Origin of the sequence: Mycobacterium sp. GA-2829 (assembly GCF_001499965.1) — a bacterium.
Classification (GTDB): Bacteria; Actinomycetota; Actinomycetes; order Mycobacteriales; family Mycobacteriaceae; genus Mycobacterium.
Window position 1 is genome coordinate 44,309 of record NZ_LQIT01000017.1, and the last position, 14,857, is coordinate 59,165.

General features: G+C 70.8%; 16 protein-coding genes and 1 pseudogene. 6 read left to right on the forward strand and 11 right to left on the reverse strand.

Annotated elements, in window-relative coordinates; genetic code table 11:
* Positions 1-6: 6 nt before the first annotated feature.
* The 3 genes from AU194_RS12295 to AU194_RS12305 form a co-directional block, all read right to left on the reverse strand.
* The gene (locus tag AU194_RS12295) at positions 7-450 is read right to left on the reverse strand and encodes a nuclear transport factor 2 family protein (RefSeq protein WP_059089530.1); all 444 of its coding nucleotides are present in this window, start codon (positions 448-450) and stop codon (positions 7-9) included.
* Positions 440-2,227, reverse strand: a complete 1,788-nt coding sequence (locus AU194_RS12300; protein ID WP_059089531.1) for an amidohydrolase family protein — start codon at positions 2,225-2,227, stop codon at positions 440-442. Before AU194_RS12300 ends, AU194_RS12295 begins: the two co-directional genes overlap by 11 nt.
* A gap of 88 nt (positions 2,228-2,315) precedes the next feature.
* Positions 2,316-3,239, reverse strand: coding sequence for an SDR family oxidoreductase (locus tag AU194_RS12305; RefSeq protein WP_059089532.1), 924 nt, complete (start codon positions 3,237-3,239; stop codon positions 2,316-2,318).
* Between the two features lie 66 nt (positions 3,240-3,305).
* Here AU194_RS12305 and AU194_RS12310 point away from each other — a divergent pair, with 66 nt between their 5' ends.
* From AU194_RS12310 to AU194_RS12325, 4 genes and pseudogenes are all read left to right on the forward strand, one after another.
* Entirely contained in the window at positions 3,306-4,223 is a 918-nt protein-coding gene (locus AU194_RS12310; RefSeq protein ID WP_059089595.1) for a dienelactone hydrolase family protein, read from the forward strand.
* Between the two features lie 176 nt (positions 4,224-4,399).
* Positions 4,400-5,505, forward strand: a pseudogene (locus tag AU194_RS12315) (glycosyltransferase).
* A 185-nt stretch (positions 5,506-5,690) separates the two neighbouring features.
* Positions 5,691-6,248, forward strand: a complete 558-nt coding sequence (locus AU194_RS12320; RefSeq protein WP_231743317.1) for a hypothetical protein — start codon at positions 5,691-5,693, stop codon at positions 6,246-6,248.
* Positions 6,245-6,946 (forward strand): HAD family hydrolase, encoded by a 702-nt coding sequence (locus AU194_RS12325; protein WP_059089533.1) that lies wholly within the window; start codon positions 6,245-6,247, stop codon positions 6,944-6,946. The genes AU194_RS12320 and AU194_RS12325 overlap by 4 nt, the downstream gene beginning before the upstream one ends.
* Positions 6,947-6,949: 3 nt before the next feature.
* Here the strand turns inward: AU194_RS12325 and AU194_RS12330 are convergent, their stop codons facing one another.
* Positions 6,950-8,050 carry a hypothetical protein gene (locus AU194_RS12330; RefSeq protein WP_059089534.1) on the reverse strand — a complete coding sequence of 367 codons (1,101 nt, stop codon included), beginning with the start codon at positions 8,048-8,050 and terminating at the stop codon, positions 6,950-6,952.
* 63 nt (positions 8,051-8,113) lie between these two features.
* Complete coding sequence (locus AU194_RS12335) at positions 8,114-8,758, reverse strand: TetR family transcriptional regulator (protein ID WP_059089535.1); 645 nt, start codon at positions 8,756-8,758, stop codon at positions 8,114-8,116.
* Positions 8,759-8,814: 56 nt separating this feature from the next.
* Between AU194_RS12335 and AU194_RS12340 the strand changes: the two genes are divergently transcribed.
* Complete coding sequence (locus AU194_RS12340; RefSeq protein ID WP_059089536.1) at positions 8,815-10,143, forward strand: NAD(P)/FAD-dependent oxidoreductase; 1,329 nt, start codon at positions 8,815-8,817, stop codon at positions 10,141-10,143.
* On the opposite strand, the gene AU194_RS12345 is transcribed toward AU194_RS12340, so the two are convergent.
* On the reverse strand, positions 10,106-11,380 hold the full coding sequence (locus AU194_RS12345) for a cytochrome P450 (RefSeq protein ID WP_059089537.1): 1,275 nt from the start codon (positions 11,378-11,380) through the stop codon (positions 10,106-10,108). The genes AU194_RS12340 and AU194_RS12345 overlap by 38 nt on opposite strands.
* A 10-nt stretch (positions 11,381-11,390) precedes the next feature.
* Entirely contained in the window at positions 11,391-11,795 is a 405-nt protein-coding gene (locus tag AU194_RS12350; protein ID WP_369804103.1) for a hypothetical protein, read from the reverse strand.
* 227 nt (positions 11,796-12,022) lie between these two features.
* Between AU194_RS12350 and AU194_RS12355 the strand changes: the two genes are divergently transcribed.
* Positions 12,023-12,904: a TIGR03854 family LLM class F420-dependent oxidoreductase gene (locus AU194_RS12355; RefSeq protein WP_059089539.1), complete on the forward strand. Its 882-nt coding sequence runs from the start codon at positions 12,023-12,025 to the stop codon at positions 12,902-12,904.
* A gap of 6 nt (positions 12,905-12,910) precedes the next feature.
* Here AU194_RS12355 and AU194_RS32850 read toward each other — a convergent pair whose 3' ends face one another.
* The 4 genes from AU194_RS32850 to AU194_RS12370 are packed head-to-tail and all read right to left on the reverse strand — an operon-like array spanning position 12,911 to position 14,692.
* Positions 12,911-13,036 (reverse strand): hypothetical protein, encoded by a 126-nt coding sequence (locus AU194_RS32850; protein WP_255374830.1) that lies wholly within the window; start codon positions 13,034-13,036, stop codon positions 12,911-12,913.
* 36 nt (positions 13,037-13,072) lie between these two features.
* Positions 13,073-13,885, reverse strand: coding sequence for an SDR family oxidoreductase (locus AU194_RS12360; RefSeq protein ID WP_059089540.1), 813 nt, complete (start codon positions 13,883-13,885; stop codon positions 13,073-13,075).
* A gap of 28 nt (positions 13,886-13,913) precedes the next feature.
* A complete protein-coding gene (locus AU194_RS12365) occupies positions 13,914-14,462 on the reverse strand; it encodes a chorismate mutase (RefSeq protein ID WP_059089541.1) in 549 nt (182 codons plus the stop codon).
* A 14-nt stretch (positions 14,463-14,476) separates the two neighbouring features.
* Positions 14,477-14,692, reverse strand: coding sequence for a hypothetical protein (locus AU194_RS12370; protein WP_059089542.1), 216 nt, complete (start codon positions 14,690-14,692; stop codon positions 14,477-14,479).
* Positions 14,693-14,857 lie beyond the last annotated feature (165 nt).

Sequence of the window (14,857 nt, forward strand, 5' to 3'; positions counted from 1 at the left end):
GACGCCCTAGATCATCCCGGTCGCGTCGAAGACCCACGACGTGTCGGCCGACGCGAGATCCTCGAGCCACGTGGGCGGTGCGGTGGCCGTCAACCCCGCCATGTCCCAGTAGTCCTTCCAGAGCGCGATCTTGCCGTCCTCGATCCGGTGCACCGTGACGAACCGCAGCAGGGCGGTCTCCCCGCCGGCCCACTCCCACGTCTCGGAGTGCTCGTACATCACGTCGACCCCGTTGTCGACCAGCAGGCCGTCGTGGTTCTCGTAGCCGGCGAGCGGTTCGAGACCGACCTTGAGCCGCTTGACGATGTCGTCGGGGCCACGCGCGGCGAGCGCCGGGCCGAGCGGCATGTCGGCGTAGATGCAGTCGGGGGCCAGGAAGGTCTTCACCGCGTCCCAGTCCCGGGCCGACAGCGACTTCCACATCCCCAGCACCGTGTTCTCAACGGACACCGGCGAACTCCGTCGTCGGGGCGTCCACCGCGGGGGCACGGTGCGCGGCGCGCAGGAACCGTCCGGTGCGGTGCCTGCCGACCAGGGCGGTCGGCGCCCCGTCGCGGAACACCGTGTGCCCGCTGACCAGAACCGCGCTGACGGTGTGGTCGTTGCGGTTGACCATGCGCTCGAGGCCGCCGTAGAAGTCGACGCCGTCCTCGGCGTACGCGTCGAGCGAGGCGTCGAGGCGCGCGGGGTCGATCACCGCGAGGTCGGCGCGGTCACCCACGCGTAGGTGGCCGGCGTCGAGGCGGTACCAGTCGGCGAGTTCACCGGTGAGCCGGTGCACCGCCTGCTCGACACTCATGAACGGGTGACCGGCCCGCTCGGCGTCGTGGACGTGACGCAGCAGGCGCAGCCCCATGTTGTAGAACGCCATGTTGCGCAGGTGCGCCCCGGCGTCGGAGAACCCCATCTGGATGCCCGGATCGCGCGCGAGTTTCTTGAGGACGTCGGGCCGGTGGTTCGAAATCGTTGTCCGCCAACGGACCTGGCGGCCGTACTCCAGCACCAGATCGAGGAACGCGTCGACGGGGTGCAGACCGCGCTCCACACCGACCTGGCCGAAGGACTTGCCGATCAGTGTGGCGTCCGGACAGCCGACGATCTCGGCGTCGAAGAAATCGCGCTGCCAGACCCGGACCCCCATCTTGTTCTCGTAGTCCTTGCGGAACCGGCGTCGGTAGTCCTCGTCGCGCATCAGCGCGTTGCGCTCGACCTCGTCGCGCAGGTGCAGTGCGGCCGCGCCGGCGCCGAACTCCTCGAACACGACGAGGTCGATCCCGTCGGCGTACACCTCGAACGGCACCGGCAGGTGCTGCCAGCGGAAGTTGCCGCCGAGCCGGTTGACCGCGCGGGCGGCCGGTCCGAGGATCCGGACCGCGTACGGATTGGCCTTCACGTCGGCCGCCGAGAGCAGGCTGGTCTTGAGCGGGTTGCGGAACACGCCGAGCGACTGGGCCAGCTGGGAGCCGAGATTGAGCGGGTTGGCGATGTCGGGTCCGGACTGCAGCACCCGGCCGGCGCGGCGCAGCAGGGCTTTGAGCCGACGCAGTTCGCGGGGTTTGGCGTAGGTCGACGGCAGGGTCCGCGAGCGGCAGGTGTCACCGTCGAGTTTGTCGAACAGCAACTGCTGGGAGGACATCCCGACGAACCCGGCGGCCAGCGCTTCGGAGAGCATCTCCTCCAGCCGGGCCTGCTCGGCGCGGGTGGGCCGTTCGGTCTTGCGGGTGGCGCGGTCGAGGCCCATGACGGCGGTCCGCATGTCGCTGTGACCGATGAACGCGCACACGTTGGGGCCGAGCGGACGCGATTCGAGGGCGGCGACGTAGTCCTCGCACGACATCCAGGTCTTGTGCCGGTCGACCGCGGCGATGACGTGTTCGCGGGGGATGGCCTCGACCCGGCCGAACAAGTCCCCGGCGTCCTCGCCGTCGACGTGGATGGTGGACAGCGAACAGGATCCGAGCATCACCGTCGTCACGCCGTGGCGCAGTGACTCGCTGAGGGCGGGGCCCTCGAGCACCTCGACGTCGTAATGGGTGTGGATGTCGATCATCCCCGGAATGACCCATTTGCCCGCGGCGTCGATGACCTGCGGGCAGCCGGTGGTGTCGAGGTCGTCGGCGGTGATGGTGACGATGTGGCCGGCGCGGATGCCGATGCTGCGGATCGCCGACGGCGCTCCGGTGCCGTCGAACCAGCGGCCGTTGGCGATGATCGTGTCGTAGGTCACGTTGTCATAGAACAGTCCGGGTGGCGCGGGTGTCAACGATTCCAGTGAACAGGTTTCGGCATGTGTCTACTTGCACGCTGAGCTGCGGCTATCTACTCCAATTGTCCGGCCGGCGGCCGTCGACGTCGGTGAACCCGTACTCGCGGGCCAAGTGTGCCGAGGACACCGACCGCTGATTCCACCGGCCGCGTCGGGCGTCGGCGGCGATGGCGGCGACCCCGCGTCCGACGTAGCGGGGCGTTTCGGAGTCGGCGAACCCTGGCGGGGCGGTCGGATGGCCGCCGGGCCGGTCCGGTTCCAGCGCCGTGCGCCAGTCCGCCTCGGTGACCCCGTAGTTGTCGAGCATCATCTCCGACCGCAACCAGCCGGGGGTCACGGCGACCGCGGTGGCGCCGAAGCCCGCCAGTTCGTGTCCGTGGCTGAACGCCAACCGGTTGACCGCGCATTTCACGAGGTCGTAGAACACCGAGAGTCGGTAGTTCGTCGCATCGTAATCGGCTGTGCCATCGGTGATCTCGACCAGCAGGCCGCCGGGCCGTTCGACCAGCAGCGGCAGCAGGGCGTGTGAGGTGATGAGGTGGGTGTGCAGGCCGAGCTCGACGATGCGAAGTCCGTCGTCCAGATCGTGTCGCCACATCGGGCGGCCCCACGTCGAGGGCGGACCCTTGAGAACCTCGGCGCCCCAGATGTCGTTGACCAGGATGTCGAGATGGGCGTGGTCGGCGCGGACCCGGTCGGCCAGCGCGCGCACCTGGGCGATGTCGAGGTGGTCGACCCGGTGCGCGACGCCGAGTCCGCCGAGCGCGGTGACCGACTCCGCGGTCTCCTCGATCGTCTCGGGCCGGTCGTAGTCGGAGCCGCCGCGCCCGGCGCGCGTGCTGCGGCCGGTGCAGACGACCGTGGCGCCCGCCTCCCCGAGGGCGGCGGCGATCCCGCGCCCGGCTCCGCGGGTGGCGCCCGCGACCACCGCGACGCGGCCGCGTAACGCGTCCGGATCTGGACGCCACGTCATGACGCGAGTATGGCGGTCCCGGGCAAGCGGCACCGCCGGTTCGGCGAGAAGCGCATACTCGCGAACGTGACTCCGCTGCAGCGCTACATCGCCGAAGAGATCGCCACCGACCACGTCGACGGGCTGCTGTCGCGCCGGGAGGCGGTGCGCAGGCTCTCACTGCTCGGCATCGGCACCGCGGGAGCGGCGGCGCTGTTCGCCGCGTGCAGCGCGAACAAGGAGCAGGAGCCCGAAGCGTCCGCGCCGGTGACCTCGAGCGGCGCCGCGACGGTCAACGCCCCGCCACCCGGCTCGCAGAACGCGGTGCCGACCGAACCGGTGACCTGGGCGGGGCCGCGCGGGGAGCTGCAGGGCGCGTGGGCCGCGGCCGTCGAACCCCGCGGCGCGGTGCTGGTGATCCACGAGAACAAGGGCCTCAACGACTACATCCGGTCGGTGGCCGGGCGGTTCGGCGGTATCGGATACTCCGCGTTGGCGATCGACCTGCTCTCCGGGCAGGGCGGCACCGCCACGTTCGCCGATCCCGCCGAGGCCACCGCGGCGCTGAGCAAGCTGCCGCCGGAGGAGGCCGTCGCCGACCTGAAATCCGGTGTCGACGAGTTGGCGCGCCGGGTGCCGGGACGCGGACTCGCCGCGGTCGGCTTCTGCATGGGCGGCGGCATGGTGTGGCGGCTGCTGGCGGCGGGGGAACCGCGGCTGGCCGCCGCCGTACCGTTCTACGGGCCCACCCCCGACAATCCCGACTTCTCCGGATCGAAAAACGTTGCAGTGCTGGGCATCTACGCAGCCCAGGATCAACGGGTCAATGCCAGTGAACCGGTGGCGCGCGCGGCGCTGGAGAAGGCAGGCATGGTCTTCGAGCTGGTCACCGAACCCGACGCCAACCACGCCTTCTTCAACGACACCGGTGAGCGGTACAACGCCGCCGCGGCCGCCGACGCGTGGCAGCGCGTACAGGACTGGTTCACCCGGCACGTCGACTAGAGGTTCCTCCTTGGCTCCCACCTGCCGCGAGCGTGCGCAGTTGCTGAAAATTTCGCGGCGTGTCGTGTGCAGACACGCACGCTCGCGGAGGAGGTGGGGCCGGAGTTCATGGGTTGTTCAGGGGGCGGTCGGCCCTGCGCAACGGTGTGCACGACCGCGACCGGTTGCATCGACGTATGCGGGTGGTCCAGGTCGCGAACTTCTACGGCCCACGGTCGGGCGGGCTGCGCACCGCGGTGGACCGGCTGGGCGCCGAATATCAGGCGGCCGGCCACGAGGTGACGCTCGTCGTCCCCGGCCCGCGCCACGAGCAGCAGCGCCTGTCGACCGGCGTTGAGCGAATCACGTTGCCCGCGAGACTGATTCCGTTCACCGGTGGCTATCGCGCGGTGCTGCCGGGTCCGGTGAAGGCGCTACTGCGCGAGCTGGACCCCGACGCCATCGAGGTGTCCGATCGGCTGACCCTGCGCACACTCGGCACGTGGGGCCGACGCCGCGGCGCCGCAACGGTGATGATCTCCCACGAAGACTCGACCGACTCGTCGGCCAGGTGCTGCCGGGCCGCGCCGCCCGCACGGTCGCCGACATCGCCAACCGCCGTACGGCGGGCACCTACGACATGGTCATCTGCACGACGGCGTTCGCACGCCGGGAGTTCGACCGCATCGACGCCGCCAACGTGGTCACCGTGCCGCTGGGGGTGGACCTCGACCAGTTCCACCCGCGGCGGCGCTGCGGTCACCTTCGCCTGCGGTGGGCCGCCGCCAAACAACCATTGCTCGTGCACTGCGGCCGATTGTCGGTCGAGAAGCATGCCCACCGCAGCATCGACACCGTGGCGGCGCTGCGGGCCGCCGGGGTCGAGGCGCGCTTGGTCGTCGTCGGAGACGGACCACTGCGGCAACGCCTCGAACGGCAGGCCGCCGGCCTGCCCGTCGCCTTCGCCGGCTACATCGGCTGCCGTGACACCGTCGCCGCGATCCTGGCGTCCGCCGACGTCGCGCTCGCCCCCGGCCCGCACGAGACCTTCGGTCTTGCCGCCCTCGAGGCGCTGGCGTGCGGAACGCCTGCGGTGGTCTCCCGCACCTCCGCGCTCGCCGAGATCCTCACCGCCGGCAGTGGGGTGGCCGCCGACAACGACGCGGACGCCCTTGCCGATGCCGTCAGCGCGGTGCTGGATCTGCCGGAGTCGTTGCGCCGCAGCAGCGCTCGCCGGCGGGCCGAGCAGTTCACGTGGCCACGCACCGCGGCCGGCATGCTCGCCGCGATGGGTGCGCACTGACGTCGATCTTGCGCACAGTCGTCCCACCGCGAGCGTGCGCAGTTGTCGAGAATTGCGCGGCGTGTCGTGTGCAGACACGCACGCTCGCGGGAAAGGGGCTGAACCGTTTAACCGGCGGTGGGGGCGGGCACCCGTAATCAGCGGGACGGTCAATTGACCATGCCCGACCGACCGAAGGAGTCGACGTGTCTACCAGCACGATCGTCTGGATCGTCGTCGCCGTTGTGGTGGTGCTGCTCATCCTCGCCGCCCTCGCGATGATGGCGCGCAAACGCCGCGACCAGCAACGTCACCTCGAGGCGCAGCGGATTCGCGAGGAAGTCCAGGACCACCATCAGCGGGTCGAGAAGCGCGACCTCGTCGCGCAGCAGACCGAGGCCAAGGCCAGGGCGGCAGCGGCCGAGGCGGAGGCCAAGGCCGCGGAGGCGGCCCGCCTGCGTGATGTGGCGTCCACCCACCGCGAAGCCGTCGACGCCTCGCGTCAGGAGCTCGACGAGCGCCGCAGGCTCGCCGACGAACTGGACCCGCACACCAAGAAGGCCACCGAAAATGCCGAGGACATGCAGCCCGACGCCGCGGGTGGGCAGTTCCAGGACGCCCGCACCGACCATCGCACCCAAAGCGGGCGCACCGATCTGACGGGCCACCCGCAGGGCGATGTGCAGGGTGACGTCGGACAGCAGCAGCGCCCCGACCTCACTTCCGACCGAGGCCGTCCGCCGACGGAGCACCACATCCGATGACCGAATCACACAGCACGGCCGGTTCCGCACCGGCCGTGCTTTTCGATATCGACGGCACGCTGGTCGACTCCAACTACCTGCACGTCAACGCCTGGCACCGCGCGTTCGCCGACGAGGGGCTGACCGTGGAGTCCTGGCGGGTGCACCGGTCGATCGGCATGGACGGCTCCACACTCCTGGACACCCTGGTGCCCGACGCCGACGAGGACACCCGAAAACGCCTGAAGGACGCCCATTCTCGGTATTACCTCGGCGACAAGGAGCTGCTGCGGCTGCTGCCGGGCGCACGGGAACTGCTGGAGAAGATCACGGGGCTGGGACTGCAGGTGGTGCTCGCCACCTCCGCGCCGGAGGACGAACTCGAGGTGCTGCGCGGGGTGCTCGACAGCGAGGACATCTACTCCGCGATGACCTCCGGCGGGGACGTCGACACCGCCAAACCCCAGCCCGACATCGTCAACATCGCGCTCGAACGCGCCGGTGTGGATGCCGGGCGCGCGGTGTTCGTCGGCGACGCGGTCTGGGACATCGAGGCGTGCGAACGCGCCGGACTGGTGTCGATCGGGGTGCTCAGCGGCGGGGTGTCCCGCGGTGAGCTCACCGAGGCCGGGGCGCGCGCGGTCTTCGAGAACGCCGAAGACCTGCGCGCGCACCTCGACGAGAGCCCGATCGCGGCCCTGCTGGGTCGCGCGGGCTGACCCTCAGGGCAGCGCGTACCGCAACACCGCGGCGATCCCGTCGTCGGGGTCGATCCGCTCGTCGGTGCGCACGAGTGCCGCGCCGGTGCGGACGGCGGCCAACGGCAGTGCCTCGTCGGCGCGCAACGTCTGCGCCGGCGCGGTGCCGAGTTCGGAGAGCACGTTCGCGTTCGGCGCGACGGTCAGCAGATCATCGCCCGCCACGACGGTGGCGTCGCCGACGTCGCCGATGATCAGGGTCTCGACGGCGCCTGCCCGCAGTGCGGCGCACACCCCGTGCAGGCCCTGGGTGGCCAGACCGGACCCCTGCCCGCTCGCCTGGGTGAACTGTTCCGCCGCATGTTCGATCGCGGACACGCGCCGCTTGAGGAATTCCTCCTCGACGGCGTGCTGCAGATCGGCCTCGTCGAACCCGCTGTTGCGGGCGCCGAGGTCGAGTTCGACCACCCGTTCGGCTACCCGCTCGTCCAGCGTCGGCGCCAGGTCCGAGCGCGACTGCACCTCACCGACGACGAAGATGACCTCGGGGGAGACCTCGTCGACCAGGGTGGCGAGCCGTTCGGCCACGGCGCGCAGGTTCTTGCGGCCGGCCTCCATGCTGCGCCGCTGCGGATCCCCGTAGCCCGGGGTCTCGGCGCTGTCGGCCTTGTGGATCGGGTAGCCGCCACCGTCGACGGTGTCCGACTGCACCGTGCGGTCGCGGTGCACCGCGATGTCGGCACCCGCGTGATCGACGGTGACGATCACGTACGTCGAATGCAGCGCGCCGTGTTCGATCACGGGCACGAGGTACGGCAGCGGGGAGAACCGCACGAGCGGTGTCTCCGGCGGGCGGATCAGGTGTTCGTCGAGCAGCACACCGTCGGCGCCTGCGATCAGCCCGCGGCCGCCGCGGCCGACCGCGGGTGGCGCGTCCAGGACCGCGCGCTCGACGGCCTCGATCAGCTCGGCAGGCGCGCCCTGCTGCTCGAACTGTTCGCGGACCGCCCGCCACTTGAGATCCCGCTGGGCGTTGGCGTCCTCGGTGTCGTGCGAATCGTCGAAGTACACCGACGCGTAGGGGCCCTTCGACTCCGCAAGCGTCCGGAAGCGTTCGGATTGCATGATCCTCCGTCCTGATGGGTTACGACCCCCACCGAGTGCCCGCACACCCGCCGGACAAACGGGTCAGCCGTCGAGCAACTGCCGGACCAGGGAGTCGCCCAGCCACCGCGCGTAGCGGGTCTGCGTCCACCCGCGTTGGCGCACCAGCACGTCGAAGGGGTGCGGATCGCAGGCCAGGGCGAGCACGTCCACCGCCTCGGTGTGACCCCGGCGGCCGTGCAGCGCGCCGAGTTCGCGCAGCCGGCGCGCGATGGTGCGGGCGTCGGCGAGGCGCTGTGCGCGCAGGGTCTCCAGAAGGGTGCTCGCCTGGTCGTCGACGCCGGCGGCGACCTCGAGTGCCCGGTGCAGATCGGCGACGCGACCGTTGATCTGCGCCATGACGGCCGCGCAGGCGCGCAGCATCTCGGCCGGGTCGTCACCGGACAGTGCGCGACGCGTGTCGGGACGTTCTGCGATCGGCACCTCGGCGTCGTCACCGGCCACCGCCCAGTTCACCGCGAGGGTGAGCACATCGATCTTGCCGCCCACCGAGGTGAACACGGTCTTGCGGCTGACCTGCGCGGCGTCGGCGATCGCGTCGATGGTCGCCGCGCCGTAGCCGTTCTCCACGAACAGTCGCGTGGCGGCGGCGACGATCCGGTGGCGGGTCTCCCTGGCCTGTGCGGCGCGGACATCCGACCGGTAGCCCCTCTTGACGTCACCGGACATTTGGGTGCACCCTCAACGTATTCATTACACCTACAGTAACTCTAATTGGGGTCTTCATGCGCATCATCGTCGTCGGTGCCGGTCCGGCCGGTCTGTTCTGCGCCGTTGCGCTGGCCCGTCGCGGCCACCGCGTCGCCGTCGTCGACCGCGACCCCGGGCCCCCTGCGAGCGGCCGCTGGCGGCGCAGGGGAGTGATGCAGTTCGACCACGCCCACACGTTCCGGGCGCCGGTGGTGGCGGCGCTGCGCGACGAGATCCCCGGTGCCGTCGAGGCGTTGGCCGCGGTGGGCGCGCGGATCGTCCCGGGCCCCGGTGGTGCGCTGCTGTGCCGCCGGTCCACGTTCGAGCGGGAACTGCACCGGATCGCCGCCGGGCAGCACGGGCTCACCCGGTACGTCGGGACCGTGGACCGTCCGGAATTCGTGGGCGGCCGGGTGGCCGGTGTCGTCGTCGACGGCCGGGTGTTCGCCGCCGACCTCGTGATCGACGCCTCCGGACGCGCCGCCCGCTATCTGCGCGGTCTGCGCCCGGAACCGGTCGGGGCCGACTGCGGTGCGGTGTACGCGACGCGGCAGTACCGCACCCACACCGGGGCGACCGCGGGTCCGGTGAACTCACCGATCGGTCTGTCGCTCAGCATGTCCGGCTACGCCGCGATCGCCTTCGTCCACGACGCGGGCACGTTCTCAATCACCCTCGTCCACGATGGAACGGATCTGCGACTGCGCCGCCTGCGCGACGATGCGGTGTTCGAGGCGGCCGTCGGCGCCATCCCGCAACTGTGCGAGTGGATCGACCCCCGGCACGCGCACCCGCTGACGGCGGTGCTGACCGGCGGCCGGGTGTACAACAGCTACGGCGCGCAACTGGCCGGGGACGGCGGGCCGTGCCTGCCCGGGCTGATCTCCGTCGGCGACGCCGTGTGCACCACGACACCGCTGGCCGGCCGCGGGGTGACGCTGGCGTTCAGGCAGGCCGCGGCGCTGCTGCGCATCCTCGACGACGAGAACGAGAGCGATTCGGCGGCAGTGCGATTCGCCGGCTGGTGTGATCAGCATGTGCGGCCGTGGTTCGCCGACCACCTCGACGTCGACGGCGATCGGATGCGCCGGTGGGCGGGCGGCGCGGTGGACCTGACCCGTCCGCTGCCGTCGGATCTGGTCGTCGCCGCCGCGGGCGCCGATGCGTCGCTCGGCCCGTTGATCGAGCCCTACGCGGCCATGACCGCCCCACCGGCCGGCCTGGCGCCGGCCCGGCGGCGAGCACACGAGATCTTCGCCGCCGGTTGGCGTCCCCCCGTGCCGCCGGGTCCCGACCGGTACGAACTCGCCGCCATCTGTGAACGGCCTACCGCGGCGGTGTCCAGCACACCGGCAGCCGTTTGATGCCGTGGATGAACGCCGACTGCAGGCGGTCGGGCTCCTCGGAGGCGGCGATGTCGGGGATCTGTCGGTACAGCTCCTCGAACGCCACGGTGATCTCGCGCCGGGCCAGGTTGGCGCCGAGGCAGAAATGCGCACCGCCGCCGCCGAATCCGACGTGCGGATTCGGTTGCCTGCGCACGTCGAACCGCCACGGCTCCTCGAATCTCGACTCGTCGCGGTTGGCCGATCCGTACCACAGCGAGACCTTGTCTCCCGCAACCAGTTTCACCCCGCCCAGTTCGGCATCGCGGGTCAGGGTGCGTCGCATGTAGCTCACCGGCGACGCCCACCGCACGATCTCCTCGACTGCCGTCGGCGCCACCTCGTCGTAGGCGTCGAACCAGATCGCGCGCTGTTCGGGGTAGCGGCTCAGCGCGAGCATGCCGTGGCTGATCGCGTTGCGGGTGGTCTCGTTGCCCGCCACGACCAGCAGGATGAAGAACGACGCCACCTCGCTGGAGGTCAGGCGCTGTCCGTCCACCTCGGCCTGCACGAGGCTGGTGGTCAGATCGTCGCCCGGGTCGGCCCGCCGGGCGTCGGCCAACTCGCTGGCGTAGGCGCCGATCTCCATTGCCACACCCACGAATTCGTCGAAGTCGGTGGTCAGGTCGGGGTCGCCGAAGCCGAGGATGACGTTGGTCCAGTGGAACACCCGCTGGTGGTCGGCCTCCGGGATCCCCATCATGTCGCAGATGATCTGCAGCGGCAGCGGCCCGGCGAGGTCGGCGACGAGCTCACCCGCACCGTCGGGGTGGGCGGCGACCATGTCGGCGATCAGCCTGCGGGCGCGGTCGCGCACGGAGTCCTCCACGCGGGCGAGCACCCGCGGCGTGAACGCGCTGCGCACGATGTTGCGCAGTCGGCTGTGCCGTGGATCGTCCATCGCGATCATCGAACCGAAGTACTCGTTGAGCTCGGGGGTCTGATCGCCGATGGTGATGCCGGAGGCGGAGCTGAAGATCTCCGGATGCCTGCTGGCGTAGAAGACGTCGTCGTAGCGGGTGAGCGCCCAGTGCCCGCGGCCCTCTTCGGCCATGAACTCCCCGAAATGGCGGATCGGGGCCTCGCGGCGCAACGTGGCGAAGGCACCCTCGCGGATGTCGTCGTCGAGCGCCCAGAACTCCCAGGACCCCAGGTCGATGTCGGCGAGTGGCACGTCCGGTGGCGGCGTACCGTTCGCCCGAGCCGCTATGCCCACGGCGTCGAGACTAACCCTCGGGCCTGCCCTCGTGCCCCGGCCGGCCCTGGGTGCGCCGGTCCTCCTTCATCCGGGCCTCGAACACGTGCCGGTATCCCTGCTGCAGCTCGTCGCGGACGCGACGTTCGTGATCGCGGAACACCGACCAGTAGTTGTCGTCGAAGTCCTCCACGATCTGGAAGGTCCACCGCCCGTAGAGCACGTTGCGTCCGACCAGTTCGGTGGACAGCCGGTCGGCGACCTCGCCGTGGCCGGCGTCGCGCAGCTTGTCGCACGCTTCGCCGAGCAGCAGATCGGCCCGCCCCATCAGTTGGTGAAAGCTGTACAGGTGACCGCGGGCGCGTTCCACCCATTCCAGCGCCTCCGAGACCGCACCCACCGCCTCGACGGTGTCGTCGGAGATGTCGTCGGGCAGCTTGCGGTCGTAATCGGCGGGCTTGTCGTCCGAGTGTTCGCTCACCGCAGCCACATACCCGTCCGCACCGGCGGGTAACCGCGCTCACGCGACGGTCAGGCTGCGCCGCTCGCGCCAGATCTGCCCTGGCTCAACGCCTCCGGCAGCGCGTCCCGGGATCGGGCGGACGACAGCGAAGTCACAGCCGTGGTGAAGGATCGTCACGCCGATCGGGTTCACTGGGTGGAATGAAGATCCGCTTCGGCGTCGGCATCGGCGCGGAAACCCCCGCCACCGCGTTGGCCCCCCTCGTCGATCACCTCGAGAGCAGCGGAGTGGACTCGCTGTGGTTCTCCGAACTCGTCTACACCGAGGCGACCGACCCCGTCGTCGGGATGGCCTTCGCCCTGGGCCGCACCGAGCGGCTCAAGGTCGGCACGTCGGTGGCGATCCTGCCCGGCCGTCACCCGGTGCTCGTCGCCAAACAACTCGCATCGCTGGCCGCGCTGGCCCCCAAGCGGGTGCTGCCGGTGTTCGGGCTGCAGTCGGCGATCCCGGCCGAGCGGGCCGTGTTCGCGGTGCCCAAGGGCAGCCGAGCCGCGGTCTTCGACGAATCGCTCGCGCTACTGCGGGCGGCGCTCGCCGGCTCTCCGGCCGACTTCGACGGCGAGTTCTTCGCGGTGCGCGACATCGCCGTCGCACCGCGTCCCCAGCGCCCGCTCGACATCTGGCTCGGCGGGTCGGCGCCCGCGGCGCTACGCCGCATCGGCCGGTTCGGCGACGGCTGGCTGGGCAGCTTCCTGACCCCGGAGGAGGCGCGGCGCGGACGCGAAGAGATCGACCGCGCCGCCACCGAGTCGGGCCGGAGCATCGAGGCCGACCACTTCGGCATCTCGCTGGCGGTGGCCGACGGCGGGCTCACCGACCAGATGGTCGAGGTGGTGCGGGCACGCCGCCCCGACGTCGACCCCGCGGATCTGATCGCACCCGACTGGCAGGCCCTGCACCGCCAACTCGACGCCTACATCGACGCGGGGTTGTCGAAGTTCGTGATCCGCCCGGCCGGTGCGGTCCCGATGGACCGCTTCGTCGAACGCTTCATCGCCGAACTGCTGCCGCGGGAGAACTGAGGACGCCTACTGAGAGGTCTCCGCGGCGTCGTCGTCGCCCTCGGCTTGATCTTGTTGCGTCGGTGCGGCGCTCTGCTTCATGTCCGGATCGGCGTCGGGGTCCTGGCCCGAGTCGGCGGGATCAGTGCTCATGGCGTGCGAGGTACCCGGGCCGCATGCGGCGAAACTTCAGCGCTCGGTCAGCTTGGGCAGCGCCCTGCGGATCTGCGCCCGCACGAACTCCGGGCTGACCGCCTTCAACCTGTCCAGCCACTGGATGCTGCCCGGGACGTACCAGTGCAGCCGCTTCGGATCCCCGTAGGCCGCCCACGCCGCCTCGGCGACACTGGTGGCGGGCATCAGCCGGAACGGGCCGCGCCGCGGCGCGGACGCGGTGACGTCGGCGTCGCGGTCGCGCGACACCGCGGAGTGGTTGGGCGTCTCGCGCAGGATGGCCGTGTCGATCAGGCCGGGCAGCACATCGGCCACGCGCACGCCGTGGCGTTGCCACTCCACACTGAGCGCCTCGGTGAGGCCCTTGACCGCGTGCTTGGTCGCCGAGTACACCGCAATCTGCGGCATCCCGTAGGTCGCCGAGGACGACGACGTCGAGAACATCAGGCTGCCCGGGGTCCGCTTCAGATGGGGCAGCGCCGCGTACGCACCGGTCAGCACCGCCTTGAAGTTGACGTCGACGACCCGCATCGCCGCGTCGTGGGGCACGTCCTCGAACCAGCCCGACTCCCCGATCCCGGCGTTGTTCCACATCATGTCCAGGCCGCCGTCGCCGCAGAAGTCGGCCAGGGCGGCCTCGAGCTGCGCCTTGTCGGTGACGTCGACCTGCCGGGTCCACAGCCGGTCACCGCCGCGCCGGGCGGCCAAATCGGTCAGCCCGGCCTCGTTGCGATCCACGGCGCCCACCCGCCAGCCGCGGTCGTGGAACAGCTCGGCACCGGCGCGGCCCATACCGCTGCCCGCGCCGGTGATGAAGATCGACTTCACAGGGCTCATCAGCCCATCCTGACAGGGATCAGCCGCAGTAGGACCGGGTCACGAACGCCAGCGCCTGCCGGTACAGCGGATCGAGGGCTCGGCGGGCGGCCACCGCGTCGGCGGCTTCGCGCACCCGGTCGGTGCACGTCGGCGACTGCAGCAGCGGCCACTGTGCGGCCATCTGCTCGACCATGGTGCGGTTGAGGCCGTCGATCACCGCTCGCGACGACGCGAGTTCGGGGGCGGTGGTGGGTGCGACCGCCGGATCGAGCTTCCACTGCGCGAACCGGGTGTACTCGATGGCCTCGGTCGCCGAGATCTGGTCCCGGAAGACCCGGCGCACCCGGTCGGGGTCGACGCCGCGTGCCTCGGCGTCCGCCGCCACCGCGGCCAGCACCTGCTCGACCCGCGCCGGATCCTCGATCGGCCCCTTGGTGTTCCACTTGTTCGCGGCCACCGCCTCGGCGGTGGTCAGCCGTTCGGCGGCGGCGTCCACCAGCCCGGTGAGCGGGCTGTCCTGGGCGTTCGCCGGTGCCGCACCCCACACGGCGCCGGCGAGCGCGAGCCCGGCGAGAAGTCGACGCATGGTCGGCTTGCCGGTCAGCGGTCGAAGTCCGGGTCGTCGTCGGACAGCGGCACCGCGATCGCCTGTTCGATCAGATCCGCCTCGTTGGCGTCCCAGTTGCGCGACACCGAGACGCGGGCCGGGTCGAGGCCGCCTTCGTCCTCGTCATCCGCGTCGACGGGGATGCGCTGTTCCACGACGTCGGCTTCGGGGGCGTCGTCACCGAACACCGGTTCATCCGGAGTACTCACGAGCAGTCTCCCTTCTGGCTCTGACCTCAGCCGGACGTCGGCCGTGCCCCCACGATAGTCAGGCGGGGCGTCTGCCCACCTCAGCGCGCCGTGTCGTCTTCGGGTGAAGTGGTTTCCGGTAGTGTGCGCAGACGACGGCGGCGGCTCTCGAAACCGGAGGAGCGC